This window comes from Nitrospirillum amazonense (assembly GCF_007828045.1).
GTDB classification, from domain to species: domain Bacteria; phylum Pseudomonadota; class Alphaproteobacteria; order Azospirillales; family Azospirillaceae; genus Nitrospirillum; species Nitrospirillum amazonense_C.
Genome location: NZ_VITN01000010.1, coordinates 104,631 through 121,829, shown reverse-complemented (window position 1 = coordinate 121,829; position 17,199 = coordinate 104,631). Strand labels below are relative to the sequence as shown.

8 protein-coding genes, 2 tRNA genes and 1 pseudogene are annotated in these 17,199 nt (G+C 69.4%); 7 read left to right on the top strand and 4 right to left on the bottom strand.

Annotated elements, in window-relative coordinates; translation table 11 throughout:
* Positions 1–34 precede the first annotated feature (34 nt).
* The 3 genes from FBZ89_RS31585 to FBZ89_RS16850 all read right to left on the bottom strand — a co-directional run bounded on the left by FBZ89_RS31585 (position 35) and on the right by FBZ89_RS16850 (position 3,304).
* Positions 35–409, bottom strand: coding sequence for a PopZ family protein (locus FBZ89_RS31585; RefSeq protein WP_246172281.1), 375 nt, complete (start codon positions 407–409; stop codon positions 35–37).
* A 543-nt stretch (positions 410–952) separates the two neighbouring features.
* A complete protein-coding gene (locus FBZ89_RS16855) occupies positions 953–2,326 on the bottom strand; it encodes a TolC family outer membrane protein (protein ID WP_145751055.1) in 1,374 nt (457 codons plus the stop codon).
* A gap of 324 nt (positions 2,327–2,650) precedes the next feature.
* A complete protein-coding gene (locus tag FBZ89_RS16850) occupies positions 2,651–3,304 on the bottom strand; it encodes a protein-L-isoaspartate O-methyltransferase family protein (protein ID WP_145751054.1) in 654 nt (217 codons plus the stop codon).
* 310 nt (positions 3,305–3,614) lie between these two features.
* On the opposite strand from FBZ89_RS16850, the gene FBZ89_RS16845 reads away from it, so the two are divergent.
* From FBZ89_RS16845 to glgX, 6 genes and pseudogenes are all read left to right on the top strand, one after another.
* A tRNA-Cys gene (locus FBZ89_RS16845) sits at positions 3,615–3,688 on the top strand.
* 481 nt (positions 3,689–4,169) lie between these two features.
* Positions 4,170–6,611, top strand: coding sequence for a glycogen/starch/alpha-glucan phosphorylase (locus FBZ89_RS16840; RefSeq protein ID WP_145751053.1), 2,442 nt, complete (start codon positions 4,170–4,172; stop codon positions 6,609–6,611).
* Entirely contained in the window at positions 6,611–8,830 is a 2,220-nt protein-coding gene (glgB, locus tag FBZ89_RS16835) for a 1,4-alpha-glucan branching protein GlgB (protein ID WP_145751052.1), read from the top strand. Before FBZ89_RS16840 ends, glgB begins: the two co-directional genes overlap by 1 nt.
* A 129-nt stretch (positions 8,831–8,959) precedes the next feature.
* Positions 8,960–10,189 (top strand): annotated as a pseudogene (gene glgC / locus FBZ89_RS16830) (glucose-1-phosphate adenylyltransferase); the annotation flags it as partial.
* Positions 10,190–10,278: 89 nt separating this feature from the next.
* Complete coding sequence (glgA, locus tag FBZ89_RS16825) at positions 10,279–11,733, top strand: glycogen synthase GlgA (protein WP_145751050.1); 1,455 nt, start codon at positions 10,279–10,281, stop codon at positions 11,731–11,733.
* On the top strand, positions 11,730–15,965 hold the full coding sequence (gene glgX, locus FBZ89_RS16820) for a glycogen debranching protein GlgX (protein ID WP_145751049.1): 4,236 nt from the start codon (positions 11,730–11,732) through the stop codon (positions 15,963–15,965). Before glgA ends, glgX begins: the two co-directional genes overlap by 4 nt.
* 5 nt (positions 15,966–15,970) lie before the next feature.
* On the opposite strand, the gene FBZ89_RS16815 is transcribed toward glgX, so the two are convergent.
* Positions 15,971–16,606, bottom strand: coding sequence for an NUDIX hydrolase (locus FBZ89_RS16815; RefSeq protein WP_145751048.1), 636 nt, complete (start codon positions 16,604–16,606; stop codon positions 15,971–15,973).
* 301 nt (positions 16,607–16,907) lie between these two features.
* Between FBZ89_RS16815 and FBZ89_RS16810 the strand changes: the two genes are divergently transcribed.
* Positions 16,908–16,983, top strand: a tRNA-Asn gene (locus tag FBZ89_RS16810).
* Positions 16,984–17,199 lie beyond the last annotated feature (216 nt).

The window sequence follows — 17,199 nt, the reverse complement described above, 5'->3', positions numbered from 1 at the left end:
CCTAGCTTGGCAAGGTGTATCGAAGCGGCGCGCCTCAGTCGAGTCCGCGCCGTACCACCTTCTCGATCTCGCGCTTGACCAGGCGCTCGACCAGCGAGGGCAGGTTCTCATCCAGCCATTCGCGCAGGATGGGGCGGACCAGGACGTGCACGATCTCCTCCAGCGTGACATCGGAGCGGCCGATGGGCCCCTCCCCCGTCAGGCTGGGGCCGCCGCGGCGGAAGCCCGACAGGCCGGAGAAGGCGCGGCTGGCGGCTTCCTCCGTGAACTGCGACATCAGCCGGTCATCGTCCATGGGCGGCGGCGGGCGGCGCAGCGGCGGGGGCGGCGGCTCATACGCGAAGGGATCCGGCAGGGGCTCGGGCTCAGGCTCCGGCTCGTCCGGGATGATGTCCGTCAACTCCAGCACGTCATCCTCCGGCGGAGGCGGCGGGGGGGGGGGTGGCGGAGGCGGGGGCGGCGGCATGGGCACCGCCTCGAAAATGTCGTCCTCCGGCGGGGGCGGAGGGGGAGGCGGCGGAGGGGGCGGTGGCGGCGCCTCCGGCTCGGGTGGCGGCGCGTCGGTGTCTTCAGAGATGATCCGCCGGATGGAGGCGAGGATTTCCTCCATCGAAGGTTCTTGTTGTGACTTGTCAGCCATTGTTGCCTAACCTGACCTGTAACGGCGTGGACCTGTAAGCGCGCCGGCCCCGCACCGACGTATGGGCACCGACGTTCGGGGCAGCCTAGGGCAAGAACAGTAAAAATGCCATTGGGTTAATCACGGGCGCCCCGGGCGCCAATGCTGGCCCCTCGTCGTCCCGCCCCGCCCTATTCGCCCCCGCTATTGCTTCCCTTCAAGAATAGGGCCGGCCGCCGCCCTTCGACAAAAGAAAAGGGCGACCCCAAACCGTGGAGCCGCCCCCATCTGGCGCGTGCGATCGGGCGGATCGCCGCTTACGTCCCGATGGCCTCACTTCTCGATCGAAGGGCCCCAGAGCTTGTCCTTGACCTCTTCATAGTGGGCCTTGGCGTCGTACAGCGGGACGTTCAGGCCCAGCTTGGCGGCGGTCAGGTCGCCCACGGCCGACAGCACCTCGTAGGCTGCCACCTGCTCGTCATGTTGGGCGCGAACCAGCTGCACCTTAGCGTTCACCAGTTCCTGCTCGGCATTCAGCACGTCCAGGATGGTGCGGGAACCCACCGACTGTTCCTGCCGCACGCCTTCCAGCGCGATCTCGTTGGAGGCGACGGCGCTCTTGTAGGCCTCGATGGCGGCGCGGGCCGTCACCAGCGCCTGCCAGGCCTTCACCGCCGTCTCATCGGCCGACCGCACGGCCTCCATCACCTGGGTGCGGCGCTGCTGTTCCGTCTGCTTGGCGCCGCGCACCTTGGCCGAGGTACCGCCGCCCTCATACAGCGGAATGGTGACGCGGGCGGAAATGACGGCCGTGTCGTACTGCACGCCGGGAAGCGACTGGTCCCAGTTGCGGTAGTACTGGGCGCTGGCCGACAGCTGCGGCAGCATCTGGCCGAAGGCGCCGTCGACCGCGTCCTGCGACGCCTTGTGGTTGTAGCGCGCGGCGACGACCACCGGGGCCGACACCTCAGCCGCGGCCATGGTCTCTTCCTGGTTCACCGGCAGATGCACCAGGCGGGTCGGCTGCTTCAGCGTGCCGGGTACCTGGCCCATCAGCTTGGCATAGGTGGCGCGGCTGGCGGCCAGGGCGCCCTGGGCCGAGATGCGGTCGGCGGTGGCGCCGGCCAGACGCGACTCGGACTGGCTGACGTCGGTGCGGGTCAGCTCCCCCACGCGGAAGCGGTCACGCGACGCCTCCAGCTGCCGGGTCAGCACCTGTTCGTTGTTGATGTTCAGGTCCAGGACGGCCTGGTCGCGCACCACGTCCAGATAGGCGGTGGCGGCGGCCAGCAGCACCTGCTGCTCGGTATCCAGCAGGCCGGCGCGGCCGGCCTCCACGGTGTTCTCGGCCTGGCTGATGCCGGCCTGAATGCTACCGCCGGCGTAGATCGCCTGGTTGATGGTGACGCCGCTCTGCGCCGGGTTCATGTGCTGGATGGCGTTGCCCTGGCTCAGCCGCTCCTTGCCCAGGTTGCCGTCGGCGGTGACGGTGGGCAGCATGGCGGCGCGGGCCTGGGGCACGCCTTCATCCGTGGCGCGCTGGCCGGCGCGGCCGGCTTCCAGCGTGGGATTGTTCTGGTAGGCCTGGACCAGGGCGTCCTCCAGCGACTGCCCGTGGGCCACGGTCGCCACGGTGATGGCCAGCGCCGTCAGCGGCAGGGCGGCGGCCAGCCGGCGCGCCCGCTTCACCCCATGTCCGGTTCCCATGCCCTCTGCCCCACATCCAGCGGTGTTCACTTGCATCGCCATTTTCCCCAAACACCTTAAATAAAATATTATAGGCGGGGCGCGCCATGACGCACGCGACCGTAGCGGAACCGCACCCCGAATCCCCATCGGCGCCAACGCGCCCCTTAAAAAGCACTCTGTAACATGATCGGTGGAACCGCAAAGGTCCACTTAAGGCCATGTTTCGGGGGACCGTCCCCCCGATCCGCCCCGTCCCGGCCCAGGCCTGCCGCGCCAGGTCGGCCGAGAAGGGGTGGAACGAAGCCCGCGCCGGGCAGCGGGCGCCCGGCGCGGGGCCTCGGATCAGAACACGAATTCGGCGCGACGCTCGAAGCCCGGCAGGGGCCGGACGGCGGCGTCGAACAGGATGCGGTGCGACACGACGCCGCCCACCTTACGGTAATAGCGCGCCTCGCCCAGGCCGGCGGCGTTGATGACCACGGCCACCAGGCGGCCGCCCTCGGGCAGCTGGTCCAGCAGGCTGGCCGGCACCTCGGGCACCGAGCCGTCGATCAGGATGGCGCCGTAGGGGGCCTTGGCGGGATGGCCGGCGGCCAGGTCACCCTGCACCACGGTGACGCCGGCGACACCGGCCAGGGCCTTGCGCGCGGCCTCGACCAGGGCGGGGTCGCTTTCCAGCGCCACCACCGAACCGGCCATCTCGGCCATGATGGCGGCGGCGTAGCCGGTGCCGACACCCACGGCCAGCACCTTGTCGGCACGGGTCAGGGACAGTTCCTGCACCAGGCGGGCCAGGACCATCGGCTCCATCAGGTAGCGGCCCGGGGCCACGGGCACGTCCTCGTCGACATAGGCGACGCCGGCCAGCGCCTCGGGCACGAACCGCTCACGCGGGATGGCCAGGAAAGCCTCAACCACGAAGGGGTCGGTGACCTTGTTGGGGCGAATCTGCCCCTCGATCATGTTGACGCGGGCGGCGGTGTAGTCGGCGGCCATGGGATATACCGATCTGATGGAAACGAGGCGGAGGAAGATGCGCGCCACGGGGCCGTTCGGCCCGCACACGCTTGAAAAACCAGGATCGGTATATATCCCCCCCGCCGCCTGAAGACAATTGATGCCTGCACCGGGCGCCCATCCGCCGCCCGCCGCCAAGCCCTCGGCGCGGCCCTGGCCCCACGCCGTCACCGAAACGTCAGAAAGCAACGCCAGCATGCTTGACCGCCCCGACGGGCGACGCTATAGAGGCGCCCTGCCCTGACCGCAGGCGCCGCTGGACGGCCCCTTCCGGTCGGCTCTCGTGGATGGCGCGGTGGCAGAATGGTGATGCAACGGACTGCAAATCCGTGAATCCGGGTTCGATTCCCGGCCGTGCCTCCAACTCCCCCACTATATAAGTGATGCGGTTTGACGATCGCGCCCGATGGCGCGTCGTCCGTCATGATTCGGCCGCTCCCTTCCGGGCCCTGCCCTCGGCCCCCATCCGCGATGGAACCAGCGGGCGGGGATGATGGTTGCCACGGCCGAGACCACTGTCCGCAGCCCCCCTCACCCCAGCTTCCAACCCGTGCGTCGCATGGCGGCGCGTCCCCCGCAAAATATTGTCATATCAAAGAGGTGACGCGGGCGGGTGGCGGCCTATCTGATGGTGTCGGTCAATATTGCCGCGGTGCAACAGACATGCAAAGCTGATGCGGCGATGTCTTGCTTCGAAAGGAATGACAGCGTGATCGACCAGCCTGTCCCGTCCGTCCCCCCAGAGTCCGTCCCCCAAGACTCCGTTCCACAAGACGCCGCCCAGGCAACCCCCATCCCCCCGGCTGATGAAGCGCCGCCGCCGGCGCCCGTGGACCGTGACACGATGCGCGCGGCCATCGTCGCCAAGCTGATGTACGCGGTGGGCAAGAATCCCGAGGTCGCCAGCCAGCGCGACTGGTTCATCGCCACCACCCTGGCGGTGCGCGACCGCATCGTCGATCAGTGGATGGCCTCCACCCGCGCCACCTACGAATCCAAGCGCAAGCGGGTCTATTACCTGTCGCTGGAATTCCTGATCGGCCGTCTGCTGGTCGACGCCCTGATGGAAACCGGCCTGACCGAACCGGTGCGCCAGGCGCTGGACGACCTGGGCGTGGACCTGGATCAGCTGCGCAAGATCGAGCCGGACGCCGCCCTGGGCAATGGCGGCCTGGGCCGCTTGGCCGCCTGCTTCATGGAAAGCATGGCGACCCTGCAGATCGCGGCCCACGGTTACGGCATCCGCTATGACCACGGCCTGTTCCGTCAGGTGATCAAAGACGGCTGGCAGCGCGAATATCCGGAAAACTGGCTGACCTTCGGCAACCCCTGGGAGTTCGAGCGGCCGGAGGTCGACTATTCCGTGGGCTTCGGCGGCACCGTGGAGACGGTGGAGGTCAGCGAGGAGGTCACGCGGCATTATTGGCGGCCGGAGGAGACGGTGGACGCCATCGCCTTCGACACCCCCGTGCCCGGTTGGCGCGCGCGCCACGTCAACACCCTGCGCCTGTGGTCGGCCCGCGCGCCGGACGCCCTGCGCCTGGATGCGTTCAACCAGGGCGACCACGTCGGCGCCTTGGCCGCCCGCGTGCGGCTGGAGGCCATCTCCAAGGTGCTGTACCCCAGCGACGCCACCCCGGCCGGCCTGGAGCTGCGCCTGCGGCAGGAGTACTTCTTCGTCTCCGCCTCGATGCAGGACATCATCCGCCGCCACAAGCAGCACCATGGCGAGCTGGAGCTGCTGCCCGAGAAGGTGGCCATCCAGCTGAACGACACCCACCCGGCCATCGCCATCGCCGAACTGATGCGCGTGCTGATCGACCTGGAGGATTTCGGCTGGGACGAGGCGTGGGAGATCACCAAGGCCGTCTTCTCCTACACCAACCACACCCTGCTGCCAGAGGCGCTGGAAAGCTGGCCCGTTCCGTTGATGGAACGGTTGCTGCCCCGGCACATGCAGATCATCTACATGATCAACGCCCGCCACCTGGACCTGGTGCGGTCGAAGGGTGAACATGACGGCGGCGTGCTGTCGGAACTGTCGCTGATCGACGAGAGCCACGGACGGCGCGTGCGCATGGGCAACCTGGCCTTCATCGGATCGCACAAGATCAACGGCGTGTCGGCCCTGCATTCCGACCTGGTGCAGCGCACCCTGTTCTACCAGCTGAACCGCTTCTATCCCGGCCGCATCGTCAACAAGACCAACGGCATCACCTTCCGCCGCTGGCTGTTCGAGGCCAACCCCGGCCTGACCGAGCTGCTGGTGGATTGCTGCGGCGCGCGGGTGATGGACGACCCGGCGGCCCTGATCGACTTCGAGAAATACGCCGGCGACGCGGGCGTGGTGGACCGCTTCCGCGCCATCCGGCGGGCCAAGAAGGCGGAGCTGGCCGGCCTGATCCGCCGGCGCCTGGACGTATCGGTCAGCCCCGACGCCCTGTTCGACGTGCAGATCAAGCGCATCCACGAGTACAAGCGCCAGCTGCTGAACATCCTGGAGATCGTGGCGCTGTACGACGCCATCCGCGCCAACCCCGGCGGCAACTGGGTGCCGCGGGTGAAGATCTTCGCCGGCAAGGCCGCCGCCAGCTATCACCAGGCCAAGCTGATCATCAAGCTGGCCAACGACGTGGCCCGGCTGGTCAACCGCGACCCCGTGGTGCGCCGCCTGCTGAAGGTGGTGTTCCTGCCCAACTACAACGTCAGCCTGGCGGAGGCCATCATCCCAGCCGCCGACCTGTCGGAGCAGATTTCCACCGCCGGCATGGAGGCGTCGGGCACCGGCAACATGAAGCTGGCGCTGAACGGCGCGCTGACCATCGGCACGCTGGACGGCGCCAACGTCGAGATCAAGGAGCATGTCGGCGACGACAACATCTTCATCTTCGGCCTGACGACCGAGCAGGTGGAGGAACGCCGGCGCAAGGGCATCGACATGAGCGACGTCATCGCCGCCTCCCCCTTGCTGGAGGAGGTGCTGGACGCCGTCGGCGCGGGTGTCTACTCCCCCGGGGAGCCAGGCCGCTTCGGTGACCTGGTGAACAGCGTCCGCCACCACGACTATTTCATGGTGGCCGCCGATTTCGACGCCTATTACGCCGCCCAGCGTGCCGTCGACGCCCGCTGGCAGGACACGGCGGCGTGGTGGCGCTCGGCCATCATCAACACGGCGCACATGGGCTTCTTCTCGTCCGACCGGGCCATCGCCGAATACGCGACGGACATCTGGGGCCTGCCGGCCCCCCGCATTGCCGGCTCCCCGCATGGGTCGAGGGAGGCCTGATGGCGCGGACCAAAGGCGGAACAGCATGGACCGCCCGGCAGGAGGACATGGACGCCTTGCTGGGTGCCCGGCACGACGATCCCTTCGGCGTGCTGGGCCCCCACGTGTCGGAGCGGGGCGTCACCATCCGTGCCTTCGTGCCGGGGGCGGAAACGGTGGAGGCCGCAACACCCGACGGCACCCTGGTCCTGCCCCTGACCCGTGTGCATGACGCCGGCCTCTTTGAAGGCCGGGCCGCCCGGCGCAAGCGCCCCTTCCGCTATCGCCTGCGCTGCGCCAATGCCGGGGGCGCCTGGGAATTCGACGACCCCTACAGCTTCGGCCCCTTGCTGGGCCCCATGGACGACTATCTGTTCGCCGAGGGCACGCACAGGCGGCTGTATGAGAAACTGGGCGCCCACCTCAAGACCCACGAGGGCGTGGACGGCGTGCACTTCGCCGTCTGGGCCCCCAACGCCCGCCGGGTGTCGGTGGTGGGCGACTTCAACGGCTGGGACGGCCGCCGCCATCAGATGCGGCGGCGGCTGGACAGCGGGGTGTGGGAGATTTTCGCCCCAGGCTTGGGCCAGGGCGCCGTCTACAAGTATGAGATCGTGGGGCCCGACGACACCGTGCTGCCGCTGAAGGCCGACCCCTTCGGCTTCGCCAGCGAGTTGCGGCCCTCCACCGCCTCCGTCGTCGCCCGCACCGACGATTTCACCTGGTCCGACGACGCCCACATGGCGCACCTGAAGACCATGGACGCCCGCCGCTCGCCCATCAGCATTTATGAGGTGCACCTGGGTTCCTGGCGGCGGGGCGACGGCAACCGCTATCTGACCTGGGACGAGCTGGCGGACCAGCTGGTGCCCTATGCCGCCGACATGGGCTTCACCCATCTGGAATTCCTGCCCATCTCCGAGTTCCCCTTCGACCCGTCCTGGGGCTACCAGCCCATCGGCCTGTTCGCGCCCACCGCCCGCTTCGGCACGCCCGACGGCTTCGCCCGGCTGGTGGATCGGGCCCATCGGGCGGGCCTGGGCGTGCTGCTGGACTGGGTGCCCGCACACTTCCCCACCGACGTGCACGGCCTGGCCCGGTTCGACGGCACCGCGCTGTACGAACATGCCGACCCCCGCCAGGGCTTCCACCCCGACTGGAAGACCGCCATCTACAATTTCGGCCGGCATGAGGTGGTGAACTACCTGGCGGCCAACGCCCTCTATTGGATCGACCGCTTCCACATCGACGGCCTGCGTGTCGACGCCGTCGCCTCCATGCTCTACCTCGACTATTCCCGCAAGGACGGGGAGTGGATCCCCAACCGCGAGGGCGGCAACCAGAACCTGGAGGCGGTGGCCTTCCTGCAGGCGGTCAACACCCTGGTCTATGGCGAGCATCCGGGCGCCATGACCGTGGCGGAGGAATCCACCTCCTGGCCCGGCGTGTCCCAGCCCACCTACGCCGGCGGCCTGGGCTTCGGCTTCAAATGGAACATGGGCTGGATGCACGACACCCTGGAGTACGTGTCCAAGGAGCCGGTCCACCGCAAATGGCACCATGACAAGCTGACCTTCGGCCTGCTCTACGCCTTCTCGGAAAACTTCGTCCTGCCGCTCAGCCATGACGAGGTGGTCTACGGCAAGCGATCCATCATCGAGAAGATGCCGGGCGACGACTGGCAGAAGTTCGCCACCGCCCGCGCCTACTACGCCTTCATGTGGGGGCACCCCGGCAAGAAGCTGCTGTTCATGGGCCAGGAGTTCGGCCAGCGCGCCGAATGGAATTTCCAGCAGAGCCTGGATTGGCACCTGCTCGCCTATCCGGCGCATGAGGGTCTGCGCCGCCTGGTGCGCGACCTGAATGCCGGCTACCGCCGGGAACGCGCGTTGTATGAGACCGATTGCGCGCCCGAAGGCTTCCGCTGGATCGTCGCCGATGACAAGGACCAGTCGGTCTTCGCCTTCCTGCGCCTCGGGGGCGAGGGCGCGCGGCCCGTGGCCGTGGTGTGCAACTTCACCCCCGTGCCGCGACCAAACTACCGGGTGGGACTGCCCGAGGCGGGGCGGTGGCTGGAGATCCTCAATACCGATGCCGGCGGCTATGGCGGCACCGGCATGGGCAATCTGGGGGCGGTGACGGCCACGGACCAGCCCGCGCACGGCCTGCCGGCCTCGGCCGTGGTGACCTTGCCGCCCTTGGCCACCCTATGGTTCGCCCTTGATGAGCATCAAAGCTAAGTGACCAATAATACTTGATAATTCAGGCGGCGCGAACAGCCGCCCCAGGGAGGTAAGACCGTGACAGGACCCGCGAAGCGTTTCACCAGGGCAACCAGAGATCGTCACGCCGGCCGCGGTCCCCTCGCCCGACACGCCATGGCCTATGTGCTGGCGGGCGGGCGCGGGTCGCGCCTGATGGAGTTGACCGACCGACGGGCCAAGCCGGCGGTCTATTTCGGCGGCAAGTCGCGCATCATCGACTTCGCCCTGTCCAACGCCCTGAACTCCGGCATCCGCCGCATCGGCGTCGCCACGCAGTACAAGGCGCATAGCCTCATCCGGCACCTGCAGCACGGCTGGAACTTCTTTCGCCCGGAACGGAACGAGAGCTTCGACATCCTGCCCGCGTCCCAGCGCGTGTCGGAGGAGCACTGGTATGAGGGCACGGCCGACGCCGTCTATCAGAACCTGGACATCATCCAGGACTATGAGCCCCGCTACATGGTCATCCTGGCCGGCGACCACATCTACAAGATGGACTACGAGTTGATGCTGCAGCAGCACGTCGACTCCGGTGCCGATGTCACCGTAGGCTGTCTCGAGGTCAGCAAGGAAGAGGCCAAGGGCTTCGGCGTCATGCATGTGGACGCGGAGGACCGCATCATCTCCTTCGTGGAGAAGCCCAAGGATCCGCCCACCATGCCGGGGTCCACGGACCGCTGCCTGGCCTCCATGGGCATCTACGTCTTCAACACCGAGTTCCTGTTCGACCAGCTGCGCCGCGACGCGGCCACGCCGGGATCGTCCCGCGATTTCGGCAAGGACATCATCCCCTACATCGTCAAGCACGGTAAGGCAGTGGCCCACCACTTCTCCCGCTCCTGCGTGCGCTCCTCGGCGGAGGCGGAGCCCTACTGGCGCGACGTGGGCACGGTGGACGCCTATGCCGAGGCCAACCTGGACCTGACCGACCTGGTGCCGGGCCTGGATCTCTACGACCAGGATTGGCCCATCTGGACCTACAGCGAGATCACGCCGCCCGCCAAGTTCGTCCATGACGAGGAGGGCCGGCGCGGCCAGGCCATCTCCTCCCTGGTATCGGGTGGCTGCATCGTGTCCGGCGCGTCGCTGAAGCGGGCGCTGCTGTTCACCGGCGTGCGCATCAATTCCTTCTCCTCGGTGGAAAACGCCGTGCTGCTGCCCTATGTCGATGTCGCCCGGTCGGCCCGGCTGACCAACGTCGTCGTCGATCGCGGCGTCCACATCCCCACCGGCCTGGTGGTGGGCGAGGATCCGGAGGAGGACGCGCGCCGCTTCCGGCGCAGCGCCAGCGGCACCTGCCTCATCACCCAAGCCATGATCGACCGCCTCGCCTGATGCGCCTGCCCTGATCTGTCTGCCCTGATCGCCTGCCCTGAACGCCTGCCCTGAACGCCTGCCCTGAACGCCTGAAGGACTGATGCCCCATGCCGATTTCCGTGCTCTCGGTCGCCTCGGAGGTGTTTCCCCTGATCAAGACCGGGGGGCTGGCGGATGTGGTGGGGGCCCTGCCCGGGGCGCTGGCGGCCGAGGATGTGGCCGTCACCACCCTGGTGCCGGGCTACCCCGCCGTGACCGAGGCCCTGCAGGACGGGCGGGAGGTGCATGCCTTCGCCGAGCTGTTCGGCGGGCCGGCACGGCTGGTGGCCGGCACGGCCCACGGCCTGGATCTGATCGTGGTGGACGCTCCGCACCTGTATGCCCGGTCGGGCAACCCCTACATCGGCCCGGACGGGCGCGACTGGCAGGACAATCCCCTGCGCTTCGCGGCATTGGCGCGCGCCGCGGCGGAGATCGGCCTGGGCCGGGGCGGCGTGCCCCAGCCCGACGTCGTCCACGCCCATGACTGGCAGGCCGGCCTGACCCCGGCCTACTTGGCCTATGACGGCTGGCAGCGGCCGGCCACGGTGATGACAGTGCATAACCTCGCCTTCCAAGGCCAGTTCGAGGCGACGCTGCTGCCCCGCCTGGGCCTGCCGGCGCATGCCTTCAACATGGAGGGCGTCGAGTATTACGGCGCGGTGGGCTATCTGAAGGCTGGGCTGCAGTTGGCCGACCGCATCACCACCGTATCCCCCACCTACGCCCAGGAAATCCGGGGACCCGACGCCGGCATGGGGCTGGATGGCCTGCTGCGCGCCCGGGCGGGGCAGTTGAGCGGCATCATCAACGGCGTCGACACCGCCATCTGGGACCCGGCTGCCGACCCCTTCCTGCCCGCCCCGTTCTCGCCCAGACAGATGAAGGGCCGTGCCGCTGCCAAGGCCGCTTTGCAGGAGCGGTTCGGCCTGGCCACCAACCCCAACGCCCTGCTGTTCGGCGTGGTGAGCCGCCTGTCCTGGCAGAAGGGCCTGGATCTGCTGCTGGAGGCCATCCCCACCCTGATCGCCGCCGGCGGCCAGCTGGTGCTGCTGGGAGCCGGAGAAGCGGCGCTGGAGCGCGGCTACCGCAACGCCGCCGCAGCTCACCCCGGCCGCATCGGCTGCGTCATCGGCTATGACGAGCCGCTGGCCCATCTGATCCAGGCGGGGACGGAGGCGTTGATCGTGCCCTCGCGGTTCGAGCCCTGCGGTCTGACCCAGCTGTACGCCCTGCGCTATGGCGCCATCCCCGTCGTCTCCAGCGTCGGCGGCCTAGCCGACACCATCATCGACGCCAACGAGATGGCGCTGGCCAGCGGCGTGGGCACGGGCCTGCGCTTCCAGCCGACCACCACCCTGGCGCTGGAGGGGGCCATCCAGCGCGCGGCCGCCCTGCACGCCGACCAGACGGTGTGGAAGCGCCTGCGCCGCAACGCCATGGCGACGGATGTGTCCTGGAGCAATCCGGCCCGCCGCTACGCCGCCCTGTACCGCGATCTGGTGGGGAACCGCGCACCGTGAGCGTCCGTCGCCCCGCCGATGGCCCCGGCACCCCCGAACCGCTGGGCGTCACCCTGACGGCGCACGGCATCAATGTCGCCGTCTATTCCGCCCACGCCACCGCCATCGAGCTGTGCCTGTTCGACGCGGGAACCGAAGGCGAGGCGCCGACTGAAACCGTCCGCGTCGCCCTGACGGAGCGCACCGGCGACATCTTTCACGGCTTCGTGCGGGGCATCCGCGCGGGGCAGCGCTATGGCCTGCGGGCCCATGGCCCCTTCGATCCGCGCGCTGGCCACCGCTTCAACCCGGCCAAGCTGCTGCTGGATCCGCACGCCACCCGGCTGGACGGGCCTTTCCTGCCCCATCCCGCCCAGTTCGGCCACAAGCCCGGGGAGCCGGACGCCGACTTGGCCGCCGACACGGTGGACAGCGCCCCCTTCGTGCCCAAGGCGGTGGTGGAGGGGCCGTTCGATCCGGGCCCGGTGACGCGCCCCCGCGTGCCCTGGGGCCGTACCGTGATCTACGAATGCCACCTGAAGGGTTACACCGCCCTGCATCCCGAGGTGCCGGAGGAACTGCGCGGCACCTTCGCCGGGCTGGGCCATCCGGCGGCGGTGGATTACCTGAAGCGGCTGGGCGTCACCACCCTGGAAATCCTGCCGGCCATGGCCTGGGCGGATGAGCGCCACCTGGCGCCGCTGGGCCTGAGCAACGCCTGGGGCTACAACCCCATCGCCTTCTGTGCCCCCGATCCCCGCCTGGCGCCGGGCGGATGGGCGGAGGTGCGCGCCGCCGTGGCCGCCCTGCATGCCGCCGGCATCGAGGTCATTCTGGACGTGGTGCTGAACCACTCCGCCGAATCCGACGAACTGGGCCCCACCCTCAGTCTGCGCGGCCTGGACAACGCCAGCTACTACCGTCTGCGCCCAGATGACCGACGCTATTACGTGAACGACACCGGCTGCGGCAACACCCTGCCCGTCGAGCGGCCGGTCCTGATGCGCCTGGCGCTGGACGCGCTGCGCATCTGGGCGACCCGGGCCGGCCTGGACGGCTTCCGCTTCGACTTGGCCGCCACCCTGGGGCGGACGGACAGCGGCTTCGACCCCGATGGCGCCTTCCTGTCCGCCCTGTCCCAGGATCCGCTGTTGCGCGATCTGAAACTGATCGCGGAGCCGTGGGACATCGGCCCCGGCGGCTACCGTCCCGGCGGCTTCCCCGCCGGGTGGGGGGAATGGAACGACCGCTTCCGCGACGACGTGCGCCACTTCTGGCGTGGCGACGGCCACAAGCTGGGGGCGCTGGCCACGCGGCTGGCGGGGTCCGCCGACCTGTTCGGGGCCAAGCGCCGCCCCTCGCGCAGCGTCAATTTCATCGTCGCCCACGATGGCTTCAGCCTGGCCGATTTGGTGAGCTACCAGGCCAAGCACAATGAGGCCAATGGCGAGCGCAACCGCGACGGCACGGACGACAACGCCAGCTGGAACCACGGGGCGGAGGGGCCCAGCGACGATCCGGCCGTGATCGCCGCCCGCCGCCGCGACATGCGGGCCCTGATCGCCACGCTGATGGTGGCGCGGGGCACGCCCATGCTGGGCATGGGGGCGGAGGCGGGACGCTCGCAGGACGGCAACAACAACGCCTACGCCCAGGACAACCGCCTGAACTGGCTGGACCATGGCGCCATCGACGCCGGCCTGTACGATTTCACCAGCCGCGCCATCGCCCTGCGGCAGGCGCACCCGGCCCTGCGCGCCGACCATTTCCTGACCGGCGATCCCAATGCCGCCGGCGTGCCCGACGTGGAATGGCTGCGCGCCGATGGGCAAGCGCTGTCCGGCGGCGGCTGGGACGGCGACGGCCCCCTTGTCGCGGTCTTCGCCGCACCGGCCGAGACGGGCGACATCGACCGCGTGGCGGTCATCGTCAACCGCGCCTGGGAAGCACGGACCGTCACCCCGCCCTGGAACCGCGCCGGCCACGGCTGGCGCCAAGTGCTGGATAGCGGTGCGGAGGCGGATGGCGATGGCGACGACTCCCCCGCCGCCGGTCCCTTCCCCGTGGGGCCGCGCAGCGTGTTGGTCCTGGCGGAGCAGCCGGCCGACGAGGGCCGGCGGCAATCCCCACCCACGGCCGACCTGCTGGACCGCTACGCCCGCGCCGTGGGCATCGCGCCGGACTGGTGGGATGAGATGGGTGGCCACCACCCCGTGCCCGACCAGACCAAACGCGCGCTGCTGGGCGCCATGGGCCTGGACGCGGAAACCCTGGGCGCCGTCCGCGACGGGCTGGAGCGGCTGTCGGAAGAAGGAACGTTTCGCCCCCTGCCCCGCACCGTGGTCGGCACGGCGGGGCAAGCGCTGCGCCTGGTCGTACCCCTCGCCGACACCCAGGCGCTGGACCTGGCGCTGCGGCTGGAGGATGGAACCGCGCGCCTATTGAAGGTGGCACTGGACGGCCGGCGCCTGCCCGTCACCGCCCCCGACGGCCGGCGGTGCACCACGGTGGAGGTGACGCTGGACGCCTTGCCGGCGGGCGTGCATCGGCTATGCCTGGCCAACCGGCCGGAGATCGCCGCCACCTTGGTGATCGCCCCACCGCGCGCCCACCTGCCGTCGGCCCTGGCCGGCGCGCCGCGCTTCGGCATCGGCGCCCATCTCTATGCCCTGCGGCGCTCGGGTAACGACGGGGCGGGCGACCAGGGCGTGGGCGACTTCACCACCCTGGCACGGCTGGGCGCCGGCGCGGGGGCGTTGGGCGCCGTTACCGTCGGCATCAACCCTCTGCACGCCCTGTTCAATGGCGACCGCGACCGCGCCAGCCCCTACCAGCCGTCCGACCGCCGCTTCCTCGACCCCCTCTACATCGACCTGGCTGCCCTGGGCGATGCCGATCCGGCGGGCGCCGCCGCCGTCCTGGTGTCGGCCGAGGGGGCGGCGTTGGACCAGCTGTCGGCCCGGCGCGCCATCGACTATCCAGCGGTCTGGGCCCTGAAGCGCCGGGCCCTGGCCGCCGCCCATGCCGGCTTCCGCGACCTGACACGGCGGCAGCCAGGCCACCCGGTGGTGGATGAACTGGCCACCTTCGTGCGCGCAGGCGGCGAAAGCCTGCAGCGCTTCGCCCGGTTCGAGGCCTTGGCCGAGGTCCACGCCGGGCCCTGGGCGCGCTGGCCCAAAGCCGCACGCGTGGCTGACGCCCCCGTCGCCCCGGAAGGCATGGACTTCCCCCTCTGGCTGCAATGGCTGGCCGACCGCCAGCTGGCCGCCGCCGACCGGGCCGCGCGCCAGGGCGGGCTGCAACTGGGCTTTTACCGCGACCTGGCGGTGGGGGCCGCCTTCGACGGGGCCGAGACCTGGGGGAACAGGGCCGAGTTCGCGCTGGACGCCTCCATCGGCGCGCCGCCGGATCTGTTCTCGGCCGAGGGCCAGGTGTGGAACCTGCCGCCGCCCAATCCCCTGGCGCAGGAGGCCAATGCCGGCGCCGCCTTCGCGGAACTATTGGCCGCCAACATGCGCCATGCCGGCCTGCTCCGTATCGACCACGTCATGGGCCTGAAACGCCTGTTCTGGGTGCCCAAGGGGGCCGCCGGCCGCGACGGCGCCTACGTGGCGGCCCCATTCGATCTGCTGCTGGCGCGCACGCTGCTGGAAAGCCAGCGGGCCGGCGTGGCCGTGGTGGGGGAGGATCTGGGCACCGTGCCCGAGGGCTTCCGCGAACGGCTGGGCGAGGCCGGCATCCTGTCCTACCGCGTGCTGTGGTTCGAGCGCGAGGGGGAGCGCTTCCGCGACCCGGCGCGCTGGCCGGCCAACGCCGCCGCCTGCGTCTCCACCCACGACCTGCCCACCCTGGCCGGCTGGTGGGCGGCCGCCGACATCGCCGAGAAGCGCGCCCTGGGCCTGCTGGATGACACGGCCGAGGCCCAGGCCCGCGCCGCCCGGCGGGAGGAGAAGCGCGGCCTGCTGGACCAGCTGGTCGGTGCAGGCCTGCTGACCGCCCCCGACGCCGACTTGGACGGGCCGCTGGACGACACCCTGGCCGCCGCCATCCATGCCTTCGTCACGGCGGCGCCATCGACCCTGATGCTGGCGCAGGTTGATGACCTGGCGGGTGAGGTGGATGCCGTGAACCTGCCGGGCACGGACCGGGAGCGGCCGAACTGGCGCCGCCGCCTGGGCCTGGATGTGGACGCGCTGCTGTCCACCGGCCGCAGCCGCGCCATCATGGCGGCGGTGGCGCAGGGACGGCGGTAGAGCCGCTATCCCGCGAACCCGGCCGCCACCAGGGGCGCCAGGTCGGGTGGCAGCGTGCCTTCGAGGTGCATGAGGCGGACACGCAGCAGGGCGGCTATGGTCATGGCGTCCAGAATCTCGCCCAACAGCGCCATGTCCAGCGCCGCGCGCAGGGGCAGGCGGCGGATGGTCAGCTGCTCCGTCTCGTCCGGCGCTACCGGCACCTCGGTCAAATCCCAGGCCAGGTAAAGATGGGCATGTTCGTTGCCCACGCTGTTGGACATGTCCATGCGCTGGATTTCCAGCCAGCGGCCGGCGCGCAAGCCCGCCTCCTCCCGCAGTTCCTCCGCGGCGCCGGCCAGGGGCCCGACCGCCTTGGGGCCCGCCAGGGGTATGCCACCCTCCACCATTTCCCAGCTGTAGCGGCCGGCGCCGAAGCGCCATTGCCCCACCAGCCAGGTATCGCCGTTGGCCGCCACGGGCAGGACGCCCACCGCCACGGTGGCGAACTCCACCGTGCCGAAGATACCGGGGCTGCCGTCGGGGCGCAGGACCTGATGATGGAACACCCGCAGCCACGGGTTTTCATACCGCAGGTCGCGCGACAGCACGGTCCAGGGATTCTTTTCGTGGAACGGCTGGGCTGGCATTGGGGCGGACATGACGCTTCCGGATTCCTGACAAGGCATGAGCCCTAGGGATACGGGAAACGGCGCCGGGGTTCACCCCCTATCCGATGATGCGCCATCATCCGCCGCCTCGGCCAACGCCCGCAAAGGACTGTTTTCCAAGCTTTTCCCGAAGGTGGCACCCCGCTTCCACCCCTCTCCATCCGGGATCCGTCATATTTTTTTCGATTTTGCCAAACAAAGGGGTTCCCATCCCAAAAACGCTTTGCTATATCACCGCCCACCGCAGCGCCGCTGACTGATCGGTCAGACGAAAACGAAGCAGGCGCGCTGATCCCAGGTAGCTCAGCCGGTAGAGCAGGTGGCTGTTAACCACCGGGTCGGGGGTTCGAGTCCCTCCCTGGGAGCCAATAGAGCCCCCGGAACCGCAAGGTTCCGGGGGTTTTTCTTTGCCTAATGGGCTACCATCTCGTTGATCTACATGGAATTTCCAGCACGTCGCCGCACCGGGGCGTAGGCGGGCGCAGATGGTCCAACGAGGGCCGCTGTACGGAATTGTTGGTATGTTTGTTGGTAGAGCACGCCCCCTGTTGGTATCCTGAGATACCAACAGAAAGGTGATTGCC